Here is a 21209-nt window from a genome sequence, read left to right on the forward strand (position 1 = left end):
GCGATTTTTGCTTTTTTTAATAAAAAAATTATATATTTGGTTAACTATTTTACTTCAACTATATAATTTTTTATGCAAACTAGAATCAACAAACTTTGTTTCCTATTTTTGATAGGACTTCTTTCTCTATTTTTAAATAATAGGATTTATGCTCAAAATTCATGTTTAGATGCACTGTTACCAACTTTAGGAGAAAATGAGTTTACAGGAGATGAATATTGGTATAAATTTGAAATACCTCATGACATGAAGTATTTAACTTTTTCAGATGGAAGTGCATCTATACGTTCAGTATTGGGTTTTTACTCAAATTGTGATGAACGATTACGTTTCAACGCAACGATATTAAGTAATTCTATTTCTTATCATGTATCAGCTTATCAAGGTGAAGTTATTTATATTAAATTGACTCCTGATGTTGGCTCAGGTGAAATCTTTAAATGGACTCTTGGAGGTGAAGATATAGCAGGTAAAAGATATTCTAATATATTAGATATTGATGATATATCAATTCGATATGGAGAACAATTATTAATTGAGAATAAAAATAATACATTTGATTCCTTACACTTTAATCTAGTAGGTGATGATAAAGGTATTATTCAATTAGAAAACAATACTATAACGGGGTTAGGAGTTGCAGGTACTCAAGAAGTGGTTGGTATTATTTATAATGCTGACAATGTTAATCTGGGTCAGTTAAAATTTACTGTTACAAATAGTGTGGATGTATCTGGTAAGAAATATGGATATTTTTTTAATGTTCAAGATATAACAACTAACATTGGTGTAGTCACTACTATTAAACTTTCTACAAATTCAGATGCTAAAGCAAAATTTACCATAATAGATGGTCATGAATTTTCTGAATTATCCAATAATCAATTAATAATACATTCTATTGATAAAGATATTACTATTAAAGCATCAATTGATGAAACTGATACTTATTTAAGTAATAGTGAAACTTTTACCGTAACAGCTTCAGCATTTAAAGGTGGAATATTATATGAGGAGTATTTATCTCTAGAAAAGTTATATAATTCAACAGGGGGACTTAGTTGGAAAAATAATGATAATTGGATGAGTGATAAAAATGTTAGTTCATGGTATGGGGTGACTTTAACAAAAGGTGATGATGATATTTATAAAGTAACACAATTAGATTTATCTACAAATAACTTAGGTAATACTCTTCCAGCAGTAATAGGTGATTTTAGTAGTTTAACTCGATTAAAACTAAATGGTAATGATTTAATAGAATTACCATCATCAATTGGTAAATTAAGTTCTTTAGAATACTTAAATGTAAACGACAATAATTTAAGAGAAATACCTTCAAGTATCAATCAATTATTATCATTAAAAGTATTATACCTACGTGGAAATGGTTTAACACGTTTACCAATTGAAATAGGAGAACTCCAATCTTTGGAAAGTTTAGATGTTTATAGAAATGAGCTAGTTAGTTTGCCATCAGAAATAGGAAATTTAAAGAATTTAAAATCTTTAAATTTATCTTTTAATTTATTAGTTGGTCTACCTTCAACCATAACTAATTTGGAATTACTATCTAATTTAGACTTAAGTAAGAACCAAATAAGAGAATTACCAACATTTACTAATTTTAAAAAAATCACATCATTAAACTTAGCTGATAACAAACTAGTTAATGTTCCAGAAGGTATAGAAGAATTGGTTAATTTAAATTTAATTTATTTAGAAAAAAACAAATTGAATTTTGAAGATTTTGACCAAATAAAAAATACGTTAATAAATACTGAATATACTACTATTAGAAATCAAAGTAGTCAATATTTAAACATCTCTCAAAATACTGATAATGAAACAACTACCTTGTCAGTGTTAGATAATTCTCCAAATAATATTTATAATTGGTATAAAGATGATTTAAGAATAATAGATGAAAATGGAAGTTCATTAGAAATTTCTTTTAAGGATGATATTAATTCGAATTTTTATTGTAGAGTATCCAATAGTTTATGGGATGGTTTAGTTTATGAAACAACACATTATTATGAATTAGGAGAATTTGTGAAAGTAATTTTAGAATCTGTTCCGTCGAGTACTCCTATTAATAAATATATTCGATTAATTTCAGCTGAAGATAATAATTATTGGAATGAAACCTCTTCTTATAATACTAAAACTCAAAAGTATGAATTTAATATTCCAAAAAGTAGAGGTGATATTGTTAAATTTAGTATAGCCTTTTCAGGCCTTTACAAAGAATTAAATAATAATAGTGAAGAGTTTGTGAGGAGTCTAAATTTATCAGAAGTAAATGGTTCTATTGTCATTGATGGAGTTTTTACATGGCAAGATGAATTAAAGCCTTCAAATACATGTGAAGAAAGTTATGTTATTGAGGATGGGACTACATTTATAGATAATTACCCAAAGTCATTTGTTTATACAGCAAAAGAAGATGTTTTAATAACATTTAAAAGAAGTAAATATTCATATGGAGAACTTATTGAAATTTTTAATAAGTGTGGCGATACACCAATTGCTTCAATATATGCTGGGGAATTTAGTAAACAGCTATTTTTAGAACAGGGAGAACAAATTTACATTAGTTTCTTAAATAACGTGTATTTAAATTCTTCTAGTAACTTTACGATTGAATCTGTAGCTTTAAATACCTATATAATACCTTCAATACCTCAAAATACACCTAAGGATATAACTATATATGCTATTAACCAAGTAAATAATTTAAAGTACGAACTAAAACAAATAGAAAATAGTACTTCTTACAAATTAATCTTGCCTCAAGATCTTTCGATTGAGAATTTCACTTTTGCATTAGATGGTTATGAATCTTTTTCTGAAGTAAATCAACAAGGTAGATTAAAAATAAGAGACTATGGCACTATTGGAGAAATAGATCCGATATATGCATGGAAGCAAATACCAGTTAGTCCCAATAGTTGTAATGATCCAATTGATTTAATAAGTGAAGGTGATTATGTAGTGAGCAATTTTAATCAATATTATTCTTATACTGCAACTGAAGATATTCAAATTGAATTAAATACACTAGATGCCAAAGGTACTGAATTAGAACTTCTTTCGGGATGTAATACATCTATAAAGTCCGTATCTGAAAAGTATAATGAATTAAGGTTAATACATACAATATATAAAGGCGAAAGTATTTTATTAAAGTGGAAAAATAATTCAAAGGAGACGTTTACATGGAATTTTAAAATAAACAAAACAAGAAAATTAATAATAAAAAATATTCCAAAAAATACTCCTCCTTCAGTAAAAATTCATGCGATTGGTTCAATGAATGATTTTGATGATAATAATCAAGATTATGAATTAGTTTTTAATCCTATTAATTTACATTATGAAATTGTAATGCCTAAATATTTAGGTAAAACAGAGTTTTATTTTGTTTTAAAAAATTATAATGAATTTAGGGAAGTAAATTCACAAGGTGATAGTCTTTTAAGAGATATAGATCTTGAAAATTTATCAAATAATACAACAATTTCTGATATTCATTCATGGAATGCCATACCACAAACTGCTTATACTTGTGATAAAAGTATTGAATTAACTTCACCAGACACTCTCATAGCAGGTGGAACAGATATATGGTATAAGTATACTGCTGACAGAGATGAAGTTTTATTATTATCAACTGAAGGTTTAACTGATGAGTATAAGAGTGCTGATATCTTTGAAGAATGCGGAGGACCATTTGTAAAAAGTAGTACTTATGTAACTTCAAGAAAAGATGGTGGTTATATGCAACATGCTTATTTAGAATATAGAATTTTAAAAGGAGAAACTTCTTTTATAAAATGGAAATCTTCTTATAATGATTTAGCTTTTAAATGGTCCTTTAATACTACTCCTGTTACAAATGCATCAATCAGTAATTTGAAGGAGAAGCTATCCTTTGCAGGTCAATATAACGTAAATAGTTTGCTATCAGATCAAGGGTATGTTATGAAAGTTGATATTATATCAGGTAACGCATATATTGAAGATGGAATATTGTCAATTTTAAGTGCAGGTGAGGTGGAATTCAGAGTTTCATCAAATAATAGTCCATTCCACTATGAATTTGATACTACTTTTACTTTAGAAGTAAAAAAAGGAATCCAAACCTTAACAACTGAATTTTTTGATGAAATTACTGAAACAGGATATTACAGAAATATTACTTGGATACAAACAAATGAAGGTCAAGAATTAAATGTTAAAGGATTAACGAATAATGCTAGTATAACTACAGAAAACTATTTATATATTAGCAAATATGGTAAGGTATCAATTCAATTTTATAATAATGGTTCAGAAATGTACGAACCATTTAGCAAAACATACACATTTGATGTTACAAGGCGAATTCAAACTTTTTCAACAACATTTTTTGATGATATCACTGAAATTGGAACATACTCATTACCAAGTTTTAAAACAGATAAAAATAATATTGTTTCAGTTAGTTTAGAAAGTGGACCTGCTAGTTTAGAATGGAAAGAATTAAAAATTAGAGCTGGAGGAGAAGTTGTTTTAAAATTTAGTTTTGAAGAAACTGATTTTGACGGTGCAGTAAGTGAATTAATAACATTGGATATTAATGGACCTTTGAATTCTTTTAGAGAGGATTCTACGAATATTGTTTCAATTTACCCCAACCCTTCTTCAGAAAATGTTACAGTAGATTTAGGGCTTATTTATGGAAGTGTAGATATTTCTATATTAAACGCTACTGGTCAAGTTATAAAGAAAGATAATTTAGAAATAGAAAATCAACAAAAGTATATCTTTGATGTTTCAACATTCAATACTGGTATTTATTTTATTAATATAAAATCATCTTTTGGAAATTTCACAAAACGTTTAATAGTCAAATAATTTGCTTAATGTGTACATAGCGTTACAAATTTAGATTACTATATATTGATAGCATCGGGTGTAAACTCGGTGCTATTTTTTTACTTTATGGGTATGTTTTAATAGGTGTTGTTTTATGATTACTCCGATTAGGTCTTTCATTTTGCATATATTAAATTGAAAGAAGAAGTTCTCTCTTTTCGTTTTTTTTCTTAAATGAAAAGAATATAAACCACCTATCGTTAATGCAGGTCTAATGCATAGTTAGGTTTCATTTTTGTATAATTTAAAATTAAACAAGAATGATACTATGAAGCAGTTTACCTTTAGCACATTACAAGCCCTATTTTTACTCTTTTTTTCTACAGTATTTGTGTTTACAGCAAAAGCGCAAAACACTCAAAATACTGTGGTAGCAAGAGTACCCTCACCTGATAATTATTCAAGAACAACTTTACCCGACGATAGTTTTGGTACTTTTTTAAGAACAATGCCTCTTTTACCTAAGGGTGCTCCAATTTTAGATTATAACGGAGATAAAATTTATAATCAGAATGAACACATTGGCATTATTAATTATGATGTAGGAAAAAAAGATTTACAGCAATGTGCAGATGCAGTAATAAGATTATATGCAGAGTATTTATGGGAGCAAAAAAGGTTTGATGAAATCACTTTTCATTTTACTAGTGGACATGCTTATGCCTGGAATCAGTATAAAAAAGGAATTAGACCAATTGTGAGTGGGAATAAAGTAACTTTTAAAACTATTAGTTCACCAAATAATTCGTATGAGGCTTTTAGAAAATATCTAGATTATGTGTACATGTATGCCGGAACAATTTCTATAAATAAGGAAATGAAAAAGGTAGCTTCTACTGATAAGATTAAAATTGGAGATGTAATTGTAACTCCGGGTAGTCCAGGACATGCGGTAATTATTATTGATGAAGCAGTAAATACTAATGGAGATAAAATTTTTTTACTAGCAGAGGGGTATACTCCAGCACAATCTATTCATATTCTTAAAAATCCATTTGATACCTCTTTACAAAATTGGTATGTTATAAACAATGAAGCAGAAACAGAAACAGCACGTTACACTTTTTATACAACCAATATTAGACGGTTTTAAATACAAAAATACCAGTCAATTTTAAAGAATATATCTATTAAATTGACTGGTAAATTAGAACTGTTCAGTTAGCCACTTTTAAGTATTACTTAGTAATGTAACCTGATGTAGTGTCTAAATATAAAATATCATTTTCAGAACTTAATTTCAATGTAGACCCTGTTATGCTCACTACTGTATAAATAGTAGTTTCACCACCAGATCCTCCAATACCACTGTATTGCGTAAAAGTAATTGTATGGATATCACTTTCGTTATATACAGCTTCTCCCACTGCAGAAGTTTGATTTGTTTTAAATACAATATTTCTGCCTCCTCGTTTTTCAATATATCCAATAACTGGAGCACCATCAATAGGTGTATCGCCATTTCCAGGGTTATTATACTCTGGATCAATATCAGTTAATGGAGGGGTTGTTGGAGTACCATCTTCTGGTTTGTCTCCATCAATAATTGGAGGAATTCCAGCGTCAATATCAGTGTCACCATCTTTATCAGTGCCATCTTCTCCATCAGTAGGAGGTGTTGCTTCAATGCCACCGTCTTTGTCGTCTCCAGGATAGATAGGTGCTACATCATTACTTGAGTTACAAGAAACAATTACAAATGCAGAAACAATAGTAAAGAATACCTTTTTCATTTTTACTGTTTTAATTTAGTTGATTTTAATTTCTCCATTTTTAACGCAACCTAATTGAACAAAGATTTCATATTTAAGACCAATAAATACCTCTTTAAGACCGATGATAAATGTTCTAATGAAATAGATAAGTTGGAGCCATAAAACCTACCCCTCAAAAAAAGACTTTAAAATAAAGTCTTTTTTGAATCTACTCAATTTGGTACTAAAATATAGTTAGTTTTTGGTGTGATTAAGGAGAGGCTTCTAACGTTTCTGGTGAGCTGCATATACGATCAAAAAGTGGTGATTGAGCGGTCAGAAGCCTCTTAAATTAATAATAGAAAAACATAAATAAATGTGGTATTTATATTTCTCATTTAATAAAGTGATATACTCAAGGAGTATAACTTTACTGTCCTAGAATTGCTACTATCTGTAAAGACTCTTTAAAGTTTTTTCTCGTTTTATAACGGGTTGTCATATTTAAAAATGTGACTGATTCCTTTTTTAAGCTGAAAATGTATAAGAATAAAAAGTGAGAATGTGGTTATTTCTGTTTCATAATGATAGGATATTTAGTTGTATTTAGTTTATATAATTTAGGCTTGTTCTTTGTTTTTAATTTGGTAGAATAACTTCGTTTTTTCTGAGTTAAAATATTTATTTATAAATGTGTAATATTTACATTTAATGATTGTTAACTATTTGTTTTTCTGTTTGTTAAACTAAAAATAGTACAATCAATAATCAAAGTTGTAAATATGAATGGAGAGGCTTTAAAAATTTAAATAAAATAAAAAGAGCTCCAAAATGAAGCTCTTTTATATTGCATAAATAATTATATTTTAAGTAGTCTAGTACACATCAATTCGACTTATGATTCTTTTTATTTTTTACTTAGCTTCTGATCAAAGAATGGAAATAGCGGTGATTCTATCCTTGCCTCTTTCATAATTTTGGCAATCTGTGCAACAACATCAGGATGCTGATCACTTAAATCATTTGTTTCTTCAGGATCAGAAGAAAGATTGTATAATTCTATTTTTGCGTTCGGCTTTGTGGCCTTGTAGCGCACACCTTTCCAATCTCCAAGGCGTACAGCCTGACGGCCACCTTTAGTAAAAAGTTCCCAATATAAATAAGGATGTTGTTCTACTTGTTCATTACCCAATAACGTAGGTAAGAAAGAAATACCATCATTCTCTGTAGAGTTCTCTACACCTACAAGTTCGGTTAAAGTAGGCATTACATCCCAAAATGCAGAGATGTGATCAGACGTACTTCCTGCTTCAATATTATTTGGCCACCTTACAATAAAAGGGGTTCGGATTCCTCCTTCGTATAAATCTCTTTTTATGCCTTTTAAGTTACCCCCGCTATTAAAAAACTTGGGATCAGCACCACCTTCTTGATGAGGTCCATTATCACTAGCAAACATCACAATAGTATTCTCATCAATACCTAGTTCTTTTAGTTTGCTCATAATTTGTCCAACATAGATATCCGTTCTATATACCATAGAAGCAAAAGTTGCATGTGGAATTTCTTGAGGACAGTACATTTGCTTTTTTATATTAGGACCGTAATCCGATACATATCTTTTTGTCTTGTCGTACGCTTTTTCAGGATATTTACCTCTAAATTTCTGAATAATAGAATCTTCAGGAGCAATCAATTCAGCATGAGGTAAAATCAAAGGAACATACGCAAAGAAAGTATTGTCTTTGTTGTTTTCTATAAATTGTAAAGTAGCTTCCTGTATCTTATCAGGGGCGTATGTTACTTTATTAGTCCAATCATTTCCTTCTAAATAGACCTTTTCATTGTTATGCCAAATATATTCAGGGTAATACCTGTGTGCGGCTCTTTGGCAGTTATAGCCATAAAACTCATCAAAACCTTGGTTTATCGCATCACCTTCTTCGCCAATAGCACCTAAGCCCCACTTACCAAAAGCACCAGTTGTATAGCCAGCATCTTTTAGCAATTCAGCAATTGTATATGTATTTGCTGGAATAGACGTTTGTCCCTCCGTTTCTAATTCTTTATTTCCTCTTATAGGCGTATGCCCTGTATGTTGTCCCGACATTAAACTAGAACGAGAAGGAGCACACACAGCAGAACCACTATAATGTTGTGTAAATTTCATTCCTCCTTCAGCAAGGTTGTCAATATTTGGCGTAGTAAACTTTGTTTGTCCGTAACTACTTAAGTCGCCATACCCAAGATCATCTGCAAGAATATAGATAATATTAGGTTGTTTAGTAGTCTTCGATTTAGCAGTATTTCTTGTAGTAGATGCACAACTTGATAGTAAAACTATAAAGAGTAAACCTACATATATTCTAGTCGCTTTCATCATGTAATTGTTGGTTATGTTTTGTTAGATGATGTCAATAATAAAAGTTAGATAATATTCATTTCAGACTTATTTCATTGATATTACAACTGTAAAGTAAAGGTAAACAAAAATTAAGTGTGTCTCCTGTAGTTCTTTGATTGTACTTCTTGGTTCAATATTGAGTTTAGTTCTTCTTGATTACATTTTAATGGTAAAATCCATAAAAATAGTTTCTACAATTTGATGTAGTAAAGTATTTGAAGCAATAGATAGGAAATTATCTAAACACATACATTCTACCAGAAGATTCATTGTGTTTTGAAAAAGACTTATAAAATGTAGTAACTAACCAAAGCAAAACTTTATATTCAGACAGCGTAACTTTCTACGTTATTTAGTAAGCATGATATAGTATGTATATTTAAGCAAGAATTAAACTTAATACATTGAAAACAGTAAATAAATACGGTAAAAAACCATTTCAGATTGCACTTTTACATGGTGGACCTGGTGCATCAGGTGGTATGAAACCTATGGCACAGACTTTATGTGCAGATTTTAGCATTTTGGAGTTAATTCAAACTGAAGAATCTGTTGATGGTCAAATTAAAGAATTATACAATCAAATAAGTACATGTGGAGATTTACCAATTACTTTAATTGGTTATTCTTGGGGTGCATGGCTAGGGTTCATTTTTACAAGTATGTATCCTGATTTGATAAACAAACTAATTTTAGTAAGCGCTGGAGCGTTTGAAGTTAAATATAATCAAGATTTAACAAGTTTACGCTTGGGTAGACTTAATAAAAGTGATAGAAAAGAGGCTGAAAGACTTATTTCAAAAATTGATGCTGGTGATACTTCAAATGATACTTTAAAGCAATTTGGTAAATTAATGGACATTGCAGATTCATTTGACTCTGTAGGTATGGCGGATGATTCTAGTGAAATAAATATGAAAATCTTTCAATCAGTTTGGACAGAAGCATCAAAATTAAGAGCGTCAGAAAAATTAATTAATCTTGCAGATAATATAAAATGTCCTGTGGTGGCTATTCATGGTGATTATGATTCGCACCCTTCAGAGGGAGTAGAGATTCCATTATCAGAAAGATTAAATGATTTTAAAATGATAAAACTCAAAAATTGTGGACATACTCCATGGAAAGAACGATTAGCTAAAGATGCATTTTATAAGATACTTAGAGAGGAAATAGTTACTAGTATTAATTAAATAAAAACAATATATATTACTCAAAACTATATCTTATAGTGGACTAATTTGATTATTTGAATGTAGCCTCTCTATCTACTTGAAAATAGGAATAAACGGTAATACGTTTGTGTAATATTTATATACCACGAATTATGAAACATATCTTTTTTAAACTTTTATTATTAGGCCACTTAGTAATTGAAAATATACGGGAATATAATTTAGAGTTTCAATAAACGTAATACAATATATTTTAAATATCCTGATATAAATTACAGGTGAGTTTATGAGTTTGTAATTCTGGAAAAGAGTTATTTGAATGGAAGGAAAAACAAACGGAGTGAAATCAAATTTAAAAAAACTAATGAATTTTGAACTTAATCTGTGCCATAAACTGTCTTGGTCTTAAATAGAAATAAGATAGGTTACTTTGAAAAGAATTTACAGTAGTTTGTGTGTATGAATGATGGTTTAGTAAATTTTGAGCCGTTAATATTAACCTTGTTTTCTTATTAAATTTATATTGATAAGATAAATCCATATATAAGAAATCATTATCAACAAAAGTATGAGTAATCCATTTATTGTTCCATTTAAATAAATGCTTCTTTTTAGAAAATTGAAGTTCTATTCCGAGTATTCTTTGTCTCCAATTTACTTGATTCTGTTCTTTATAAATACTTTTAGAGATATATTCATTTAAATATGTAGAAATATTTAAGTGTCTGATTACAGGAAAGTCTAACATAACTCTCCAACTCAAATGACTATTAGTATTTTTATTCACTTCATTATTTAAAATAACATTTTCTACATTTTGACCAATTTCAATATTACCCTTTATCATTGTTTTTGTACTTAGAAGAAACCAATCAAAGTTGCTTTTTATTTTCTTATTTACTCCGTCATTATTATCTAAATATTTTGTTTGAATTAATGTTACTCCATCCTCACTCACTTCATAAGATTGAATCCAATCTTTATTGGTAATATTATATTCATAGCTGGCATATAAATTTAGAGAAGCGGCTGTAAGTTCATAACTTATATTACTTCTAAATGAATGCTCTTTTGTTTTTAGAATAGGAGTGTTTTTTTGGTTAGCATTATTATAATTATTAATAATCAGACCAGAATATATCTGAGGTAATTCAGTATAATTGTTGGAATATTTGTAGCTCCCTTCTAGTTTAACCCCTAATATATTGTACTTAATATAAGTTATGGGTTCAAATATTAATTGTTTTACGAAGCTTTCTTCATTTAATAAATGGTTAATTAGTTTTCGTGTCTGTAAGGATATATTAGGGTTTACGGTCAATGAGACGTTTTTATGTTTGTAATTTATTGCAGGATTAACCATTGGAATAATTGATAAATATTCCATTTTATTATTGTAAATATTATTCTCATCTAGTGAATTGATTGGAATTGATGATGAAAGAGTTTTCCATTCATAGTTCAAACTAAATTTAGTATCAAAAGTTATACGCTTCCATTTTTTTATGATATTCGTGCTGATATAAAGTTTCACATTGTTTTGATGAGTTTTTTGATAAACTTTATTTAAGTTTCTAAATATTTCATTATCCATTAGGGGGCCTCCAATAAAATTTAACTGTTCTGGAGTATTAGTATATTCACTATACACATTAATTTTATAATATGTATTTCTTAATTTTAGCACTTTGCTAAATTTATTTCCAATACTATAAAAATATCTATCTGCAATTTGAGGGATATATTCTTCATTTTGGACAAACTCAGAATTTTCATTTCTATTCGATACCTTAAAATGAAAATCATTTTTAAAATAGTTCTTTTCAGAGTTATGCTCGTAAGTTAATCTTGTTTTTAAATATTTTGTTGTAAATGTAGAATGTTGAGAAAATGGAATTTCAATTGTATCATTCCTTACAAAATAAATGCTATTTGAAGATAGATCTTGAAAACGTGAGTCATAATATGTATCTATATTTACTTTTAGATCACCTTTACCTAACCCAGTTAAGTAGTTAGTAGTAGCAGTATGGGTTCGATGGTTATTGTATTCTGACTTATTGAACAAAGAACTTTCTAATGGAGTATTTCCAAGTAAAAATTGAGGATTACTTTCAATAAATCCAAAATCTAAATAATCGAAAAGATTAACACTATTAAATGCACTTAATTCATCTTGTCCACTATTTGTTGAAGATAAAACATTGATTGTTTGATGTTTTTTATTAAATACCATAGGAGTTACTTTTCCATACCATATATTGGGTATACCTCCCCCTAATTCAATATTCCCAGTAACTGTTACTCCCTGTTTTAGAACAATATTTATAGCTGGATCAATGGAATGAACCACATCTTTTAGCATTTTTATTGGCTGATGATCCTTCAAAACTTCTACTGATACAACGGCATTTTTAGGTAAGTTTTTAGTTGTAATCGAATATTGGCTTCCCATTAGGTCTTTACCTTCAACATAGAACTTATTAATTGATCTACCTTGATAAGATATTTTTCCATCTTCATTTACTTCAATTCCTGGCATTCTTTTTAATACATCTTCTATTGACTCATCACCCTCTTTTTCAAAAGTAGCTACATTGTAATTTAAAGTATCTCCTTCTTCTGTAATTGGTTTAGCCTTAACTTCTAACTCTTTTAAGTAGTGGTTAGAAGCTGCTAATGTAAAATGAATAGGTTTAGATGAAACAGTAATTATTTTTTCTGTTAATGTATAACCTAACGATCTGCAAACAATCCGTATACTATCTTGACTCTCTTTTAAAGAAAACTTATAGTGTCCATCTTTATCAGATATTCCAAATCCTAAAATATTTTCGTTATAAGTTTTATAAGCAATTACAGAAGCCCCAATAATCGGTTTATTTTTTTCATTTGTTACTGTTCCATAAATAGTTTGAGAGTATAACCTATATGATTGTGTGATCATAATTAATATGAAAAGGAATTTCATGCTTCAAAAATTTATAGTTCAAGAAGAATATTGATAAAAAAATAAAATGATATGAAACTAACTTTAGTACTTAGGCATCATGTTATAATTTTTATTCTGTTATACTAATTCAACTTCTTTAAACCTTTCTATTTTAATGACTTCGTCTGCAATTTCAAGTATTTTTCTCCTATGTGTAACTCCAATAATAATTCTATCTTGTTTTATCTTTTGAATTATCTCCATCATATATTCTTCTGTTTTATCATCAAGAGCTGAACTAGGTTCATCTAATAACAAAACTTTGGAGTTTTTATAAATTGCTCTTGCAAAAGCAATTATTTGTCTTTGACCTCCTGATATATTTATTCCTTTTGTTTCTAATTTAGTGAAATAAGACATTGTATATTTCTCCAAGAGGTTATCAAAACCATATTTTTCACAAAAAGTTATAACATTAATAATTTCGTCTTTATTAAGGTTAAAATTCATAGAGATATTTTCAGCAATTGTACCTTTAAAGATATAGGGCTCCTGATTGACTATAGCAACGCAACCTAACCATTGCTTGATATCAATTTTATCTAATCTAACCTTATTATTTATTATAACATTAGAATCATATTTTTCATAATATTTTTGTATTACTTTTAATATTATCGATTTTCCAATTCCACTTTCTCCTATTAAAAAACTAACCTGTCCTTTCTTAAAATTAGCATTGATAGTATTAAATAAAATATCTGAACCAGGAAATGAATAGGTAAGGTTATGTAATGTAATTGTATTAATTTCAGGTAGTTCTATTGTTTCATTAGATTTGTTATTTCTAAGATTAGCCAACTCAAATATTCTATCAAATGATACTTTCGCTTCACTTATTAAAATATTTATCATAGATAATTTAGACATAGAGTTTTGCAATCCTATCATAATTGAAATAATTGCCATTAAACCCCCAATACTTAATTTTTCTTTTTCTATTTCGTTCACTCCAAAATAGATAGTTAAAATATATGTTAGTAAGCTTACAAACCCTAAAAGTGAGGCTACAAGATATTGATATACAGATAATTTAAAGATCTTTTTTTGTGAAATTTTGAATTTATTAATTCCAAGATTAATAAATAAAAGCTCTTTAATATTTGATTTAACTTCTCTAATACCTTCAATTGTATTAATAAATTGACTTTCAGATTGTGCAAATGATTGCATGCTGACTTTATTAAAGTTAATAAATCTATTGTATGTAAAATAACTAATAGTAATATACGCTAAAAAGCTACCGAAAAGTAAATATAGAATCTCAGGACAAATAGTATAGATGTAAAATGAAGAAACCCCAACAATAATTACATCAATTGTAAAATTACTTAATATTGATGTTATTACTTTTTGGATTTTTTTTGTATCATTTAATCTTGAAATGACCTCGCCTGTTTCTCTAAAATCAAAATAACTAATAGGAAGCGAGATAATTTTTGAATAAAAAAATGAAATTAAACTATTATTAAAATCTTGAGTATGAATTGATGTTAGTCTATCTCTTAAATAGTTTAGTATCAATCTAAATGAAAGAAGTATTGCTAATAGAGTCAATGATTCTAATATTGTATCATACTCTTTTTTGGGTAATAGACTATCTATTAATTCTCTAATGAAAATGCTATTTGATAAGCTGATTATTGCTATTAATAACCCTAAAAAAGAAGAAACAAAAAGTATATTTAATTCACTTGAAATTAAACCTATTATCCATTTTAGTTTCTTTTTACTATTATCATTTTCAAACTGAAAATTACTATTAGGACTAACTTTTAATAAAATCCTTTCTTCCCATATTTTTAATAATTCATCTTCAGTATAATATTTTACACCATCTGAGGGATCAGAAATAATAAACCTTTGTTTTTTTTTATCCCATCCAAAACATACAATATAATGTTCTCTATTTTTATCTATTATTACATATAAAATTGAAGGTTTATCCGTTTCTTTTAATGATTTAATATCATATTCATAGCCTTCAGAATCAATACCTAAAGAATTTGATGCACAACTTAATCCATCCAAACTAGTTCCATATTCGTTTGTACCACTTAAGATTCTCAATTCTTCATATGAAATATTTTTACCACCATAAAATTTTATTATTGTTTTGAGACAAGCTATTCCACAATCACTAAATCCATGTTGCTGAAAAAAAAAGTTACTATAGTAGTTTATATTTTTCATTCTTTAAATTTTGATAAAAGTTTTTTCACAGGAGCCCACCCTAATTCCCTGTAAATACACTTATTATTCTCTATCACCCATGAGGTTGGTGTTTTTGAAGCTGGGAATGTTTGAAAGAATTCAAACTCGTCACATTTATAAATTTTTATATTGTTGACCTGAACTAAGTTTTCGCTTTTCATGAATTCTTTTAATACTTCAATATTTTCATCTGAAATAAGAATAAATGAAATATCTCTGAACTCTAATTCTGAATTATCTTTTATTTCTTTTATTTCAATTTGACAATAATGACAGGTTGTGTTAAAGAAAGTATATATAGTTTTGTCAGAGTTAAAATCATTTGATTTTGAGACCTGAATTAAGCTTAAACTATTTATGTTTTTTAAAAAATCACTTTCATTTTGTTGACAAGATGAGAGTGATAGTATTATAATAAAAATTCGAAAGTGCATTCTCACTATATTTATAGTTCAATAGAATTAGTTAAAGAGGCTCTTATTAAAAGTTCTTCTCTTCTTTCTGGGCTATCATTATCAATATTTTGAATATGTCCAAAATATGATATTCTACCAGTATTAATTAAATTTTTATATTTTTCTTTTTCTTTTTGTATCCATTTACCAGGTTTTCTATATTTAAAATACCCAAAACTTTGTACTATTTCTTCGTTAGAAATTTCTTTTCTTTTTGCTGTAAAAATATGGTCATTATTTTCATCATAAATTTCTAAAATTAAACCTGGTAATCCGTTAAAAACATATGGACCATCTGAAATAGGTATTTCAATGCTAAACCATGCAATGAATTTCCGGTTCCCATATTGACCTTCAGCTTTTACACATTCATAGCCTAATATTATTTTTTTATCCTTCTTTATTTCCCATTCAAAATTATAAGAAGGAGTTTTAAACTTTATTTTAGGTAAAGTATGATCAACAAATAAAGAATCATGAATTTTATGAACTGTATAAACATGAACTTTAGACATTGTTCTACCTTTTGTATTAAATAAATTCAACCCATTTTTACTAGCTTCTCTTAAAATCTTATTACTTTTGAATGCATTACTTGTCTGAGAAATGGAAGAGTTATTACCAATATATAAACTTATTAATTCGTTCACATATTGATCAAATCCTTTTTTAATTCGATAAGAATAATCATATTCAATAAAAAATTTTGCAGTATCAATAGTAATAATTTGACTTAGTATTTCAGAATATTGAAATACAAGTAATACTATAATTAATAATTTCTTTTTCATATCTATTGATCTAAATAGTAATGAGCAGCAAGCTCATTACTATTTGACTTATAATTATGTTCTAACAAACATAATAGACATCTGATTTAATTATTCTCCAAGCTTGATCATCATGACCAGTGTTGAAAAGATGGTCAATGATATCAATACAGCTTTCGTGAATTAGACCTCCTCTTACTTTTTTCATTTGTTTAGTTTTTAACTTTTTCATGGTTATTTTAGGGTTAATTAGTTATTGCTACTCTTTTATGGATTTTCGCATACTCCAGTTCTATCTAGATATTTTTTTAAGGCTAAGTGTATAACTTTAATACAAAAGTTAGAAAGGTCATTCCTATTAAATAGAATGGTGTATAACCAATTATAACGGCATAAATACTTTGTTTTAACGATATATTAGAATGTGATTTTTGTATATAATATGATAAACTTAGAATAAATAATATGTAAAAAAAGTTGATTGCTTTACCCCAGTTTATAAAAATAGGAGGTAAAGAAATTTCTTTCAGATAATAACTCATACTCCAAGGAGAGAACGAATAAAAATCACCTATAAATACGAGTTTTTCAATCCAAATAAACCATACTATTTTTAACGCTGTTGGTATTAATAATATGTATTGGCATAATAGAACATATTTAAATAATTTAGAAAAATATATTTTTAGTTTTAGAATTATATATCCAAAAAGCCCCATAATTGATAATAATAAAGTTTTAAAAATTATATTAAATGGGGTTTTTAAATACTCTAAATATTCATTATTTACTTTATTTTTTAAATAATTATTTACATTTTCTTCTCCTAATAAATATTCATAACTATCTATAAATATTTTATCTTTTAATAAGTAATTATTTGATATATATGATAAAATTATTTCTATAATACATAGAAATAAAAAGGAATATAATAAATTGTATTTCATTAGTTTTTAGTTAAATAAAATTAGTAGTTAATCGGAAATTATACGAGAATATTATGTTAGTTATATAATTTAATGGTTTTAATAATTTGTGTATACAATTCTATGAAATTGTTTTTATTATTACAAAATGAGAAATCTATTAGCATTAAACTTTCTTTTAAAGAAAATTAGAATTGTACAACAATAAAAATATTCATAATGTTAAGATTATAGAACTATTTTAAGTTAAAAATGAATTACAAATCCTTATAAAAAATATTTTTTATAATGAAAATCCTAATTTATAAATATGAATAATCATATTTTGAGTAAATAAAATATATATTCAAAAAAACTACTTTTAATATTGTTATTTTGTCTATATTAATTTTGTTAGTATTGTTATTAAGTACCTAAAAATCAAATCTTTACTTGTTATTTAAAAGTGTTTTTCTACATATAGAAGACTTTTTGGTACTAAATTTATCATTTAAGTATCTTATTTTTTAAGTCAACATCTTCTCAGATTATATCTACATTTTATATATTTAGAATTCTTTTTTTTGAATAAAAATATGTATTCTTATACGCTAGTAACTATAAAAATAGTACAGTATGTTTTTGATTTAAAATCTTTAGATTATTTATAAATTCAAACTAATGATTAATTTGATAAGAGTTTTATTATGTTTTTAATCTACTTATTATCAATATAGTATTATTACCATTTTATAATTTACACATAACAAGTGTTAATGTCTTATGATAGAACTTTTCTTCAAAAATAATTAGTCAGTATGCTTATCTATTACTATACTTAATAAGTTCAATACACTATTTTTAAAGGAGTAACTATGGGAGATTACTTTTTACAATACTAAATTACTACTCAAAAAAAACGAGATCATAATTATTTATAAAACATGATTGATTACCCGAAGTTATCAGGCAATATGTAGTATAATACCGTTTTGAAACAAAATTCTGTTAGAGCTTTTGCGAATGCAATATTAAAATTAGAGAATATCATAAAATAGAAATGTATCTATAAATTTATTAAGAGTAAGGTGTTATAAGGTGGGTGTTTAGCAGAAAATCTTTGATTTTGATGCAATAAAGTAGGTTTAAAGGGTTGTGTTTGTAGGTGTCTTGTACTGTGAGATACACCAATTTTATAAGCAAGTACACTATACAAAGAACTGTTTTTTAGTTTTGGAGAAGTGAAATGAAAGACTTAATCAAATACTTCTTGAAAATGTTTAACTATATAAAAACACTTCTTTTACTCCTAATTTTTAGTACACTCAATAGTGGTTTACTTATAGCTGCTAACAAAGATAGCTTTAATAACAATTGGAAATTTATAAGAGAACAAGCTCCTTTATCATTTAAAATAGAAGAAGTTATTGCAAATAATTTTAACGATGATAATTGGGAAAAAGTACGTTTACCCCATTCTGCAAAGTTAGAACCATTACCTGTAAATAATCAATGGCAGGGAATTTCTTGGTATAGAAAAGGTTTTGAAATACCAGCTTCAGCAGTAGATAAGCAGTTGCTTATTGAGTTTGAAGCTGCAATGAATTTCACTCAAATATGGATCAACGGAAGTCTGATAAAAGAACATCAGGGAGGGTATTTGCCAATTGTGGTAGATATAACGAACCTTGTGAAAACTAAAGGTGAAAATACGATTGTAGTCCGTTTAGATAATTCAGATAATGAAGTGACAGGACCTAAACCTTTAAAACGATTAGACTTTAATATGTATGGTGGGCTATATAGAAATGCATGGTTAATTAGTAAAAATAAACTGCATATAACACATCCTATTTTACAAAATAAAGTAGCTGGAGGAGGGATTTTTGTTACTTATCCTTTAGCAACAGAAGAAAAAGCAATTGTTAGTGTGCAAACACATATAAATAATTTAGACAATACCACTCAGTTACATGTTGTTCAAGAAATATTAAAAGGAAAAAAAGTAATTGCCAAAGTAAAAAGTGAGAAGTTTACTTTATTAAAAGGAAAAGGACATACATTAAAGCAAGATTTATCAATAAAGAAACCTAATTTATGGTCGTTAGATCATCCGAACTTGTATGCTTTAGTTACAAAAATCTATAAAGGGAAAGAAGTAGTAGACAAGGAAACTACAACAATTGGAATCCGAAGAATGGAGTTTAAAGGAACTTCTTTTTACTTAAATGGAAAAGAAACATTTTTGAGAGGAGTAAATAGACATCAAGAGTATCCTTTTATTGGTTATGCATTATCTGATAATGCTCAAATACGAGATGCAATTAAGATTAAACAAGCAGGTTTTGATTATGTTCGTTTATCGCATTATCCACAGTCACCTGCATTTATGGATGCTTGCGATTCTCTAGGTCTTGTGGTATTAGATGCTATCTTAGGTTGGCAATATTATAACCCTTCAGACGATTTTAGAAATCAGATGTTTAATGCAAGCAGAGACCTTATTAGAAGAGATAGAAACCATGCTTGTGTAATGGCTTGGGAAGTTTCTTTAAACGAAACACAGATGCCTTTAGAGTTTAGAGAAAAGCTATCGGCCGTTGCCCATGAAGAATACCCGGGAGACCAATGTTTTACAGCTGGATGGATGGCAGAAGGTTGGGACATCTATTTACAAGCACGTCAGCATAGAATACTTCATAAAAATAGTGGACATGTAGAGAAACCTTATTTAGTTTCTGAATATGGGGATTGGGAATATTATTCTAACAATGCAGGTTTAAATCAAGATAAAATGTCTAAAGATTTAAGGTTTAAAACAAGTAGTCGCCAATTACGTGAATTTGGAGAAAAACGCTTACTGCAACAAGTTACCAATGTACAGGAAGCACATAACGATAATTTAAATACTTCTGCTTTTGCAGACAGTTATTGGGTAATGTATGATTACACTAGAGGATATCACCCCGATATCGAAAGTTCTGGATTAATGGATATTTTTCGTTTGCCAAAGTGGGGATACTATTTTTATCAGAGTCAGAGATCGCCAACAAAAATGTATCTAGCAATGGTTAAAATTGGGAGTTATTGGCAAAAGGATTCACCCTTAAATTTGCGTGTTTTTAGTAATTGCGATGAGGTGAAACTGTATTTAAATAATACATTAATTGGAACTCAAAAACCAGATGAAAATACGGTATCTACAAATTTAAACCACCCTCCTTTTACATTTAAAATAGATGCATTTGAAGAGGGAACTTTAAAAGCAGTAGGATATATAAAAGGAAAAGAAATAACATCAGATATTGTAAGAACGCCAAAACAACCTAAGGCAGTTAAAATTACTATTGATAAGAGTTCTGTTGCACTTGCATCTAATGTAAATGATGTGGTGTTTGTATACTTCTCTATTGAAGATGAAAATGGAACTTTGGTTGCAGATTATGCTCAAAAAATTAATTTAGAACTACATGGGGATATAGAATTAATGAATGTAGGAGAGGTGAAGGCAGAAGCTGGAATCGGGACAGCATTAATTAAAATAAATTCGTTAGAAAAAGGGTTTTCAATTGAGGCAAATACAGCAGATAATTTACATGGTTCTTATGAGTTTGGAGCATTATAAATTTAAAAAATAGTGCTGTTAAAATTCTCTTGATATACTGCTGAATACA

12 protein-coding genes are annotated in these 21209 nt (G+C 27.8%); 4 read left to right on the forward strand and 8 right to left on the reverse strand.

All coding sequences use genetic code 11. The annotated features are described in order from the left end of the window. The first annotated feature begins 72 nt into the window (after window positions 1–72). Together KM029_RS24805 and KM029_RS24810 are read left to right on the forward strand one after the other, a co-directional pair. Entirely contained in the window at window positions 73–4902 is a 4830-nt protein-coding gene (locus KM029_RS24805) for a T9SS type A sorting domain-containing protein (protein WP_144077099.1), read from the forward strand. Between the two features lie 289 nt (window positions 4903–5191). After that, window positions 5192–6016, forward strand: a complete 825-nt coding sequence (locus KM029_RS24810) for a DUF4846 domain-containing protein (protein ID WP_144077100.1) — start codon at window positions 5192–5194, stop codon at window positions 6014–6016. 85 nt (window positions 6017–6101) lie between these two features. Here KM029_RS24810 and KM029_RS24815 read toward each other — a convergent pair whose 3' ends face one another. Beyond that, window positions 6102–6656 carry a hypothetical protein gene (locus KM029_RS24815; protein WP_144077101.1) on the reverse strand — a complete coding sequence of 185 codons (555 nt, stop codon included), beginning with the start codon at window positions 6654–6656 and terminating at the stop codon, window positions 6102–6104. A gap of 868 nt (window positions 6657–7524) precedes the next feature. After that, entirely contained in the window at window positions 7525–9000 is a 1476-nt protein-coding gene (locus tag KM029_RS24820; RefSeq protein WP_240050372.1) for an arylsulfatase, read from the reverse strand. A gap of 425 nt (window positions 9001–9425) precedes the next feature. Here KM029_RS24820 and KM029_RS24825 point away from each other — a divergent pair, with 425 nt between their 5' ends. Next, a complete protein-coding gene (locus KM029_RS24825; RefSeq protein ID WP_144077102.1) occupies window positions 9426–10214 on the forward strand; it encodes an alpha/beta fold hydrolase in 789 nt (262 codons plus the stop codon). 343 nt (window positions 10215–10557) lie between these two features. Here KM029_RS24825 and KM029_RS24830 read toward each other — a convergent pair whose 3' ends face one another. The 6 genes from KM029_RS24830 to KM029_RS24855 form a co-directional block, all read right to left on the reverse strand. Next, a complete protein-coding gene (locus tag KM029_RS24830) occupies window positions 10558–13143 on the reverse strand; it encodes a peptidase associated domain and porin domain-containing protein (RefSeq protein ID WP_158631257.1) in 2586 nt (861 codons plus the stop codon). A gap of 123 nt (window positions 13144–13266) precedes the next feature. Beyond that, the gene (locus KM029_RS24835) at window positions 13267–15381 is read right to left on the reverse strand and encodes a peptidase domain-containing ABC transporter (RefSeq protein ID WP_144077104.1); all 2115 of its coding nucleotides are present in this window, start codon (window positions 15379–15381) and stop codon (window positions 13267–13269) included. Next, window positions 15378–15836, reverse strand: coding sequence for a TlpA family protein disulfide reductase (locus KM029_RS24840; protein WP_144077105.1), 459 nt, complete (start codon window positions 15834–15836; stop codon window positions 15378–15380). Before KM029_RS24840 ends, KM029_RS24835 begins: the two co-directional genes overlap by 4 nt. Window positions 15837–15847: 11 nt before the next feature. Beyond that, entirely contained in the window at window positions 15848–16648 is an 801-nt protein-coding gene (locus KM029_RS24845; RefSeq protein WP_144077106.1) for a GLPGLI family protein, read from the reverse strand. 61 nt (window positions 16649–16709) lie between these two features. After that, a complete protein-coding gene (locus KM029_RS24850) occupies window positions 16710–16859 on the reverse strand; it encodes a hypothetical protein (protein WP_158631258.1) in 150 nt (49 codons plus the stop codon). A gap of 82 nt (window positions 16860–16941) precedes the next feature. Further along, window positions 16942–17577, reverse strand: a complete 636-nt coding sequence (locus KM029_RS24855; RefSeq protein ID WP_144077107.1) for a hypothetical protein — start codon at window positions 17575–17577, stop codon at window positions 16942–16944. Between the two features lie 1234 nt (window positions 17578–18811). Between KM029_RS24855 and KM029_RS24860 the strand changes: the two genes are divergently transcribed. After that, window positions 18812–21160 carry a glycoside hydrolase family 2 TIM barrel-domain containing protein gene (locus tag KM029_RS24860; protein WP_184679485.1) on the forward strand — a complete coding sequence of 783 codons (2349 nt, stop codon included), beginning with the start codon at window positions 18812–18814 and terminating at the stop codon, window positions 21158–21160. Window positions 21161–21209: the final 49 nt, after the last annotated feature.

The sequence above is a fragment of the Flammeovirga kamogawensis genome (assembly GCF_018736065.1).
Taxonomy (GTDB): domain Bacteria; phylum Bacteroidota; class Bacteroidia; order Cytophagales; family Flammeovirgaceae; genus Flammeovirga; species Flammeovirga kamogawensis.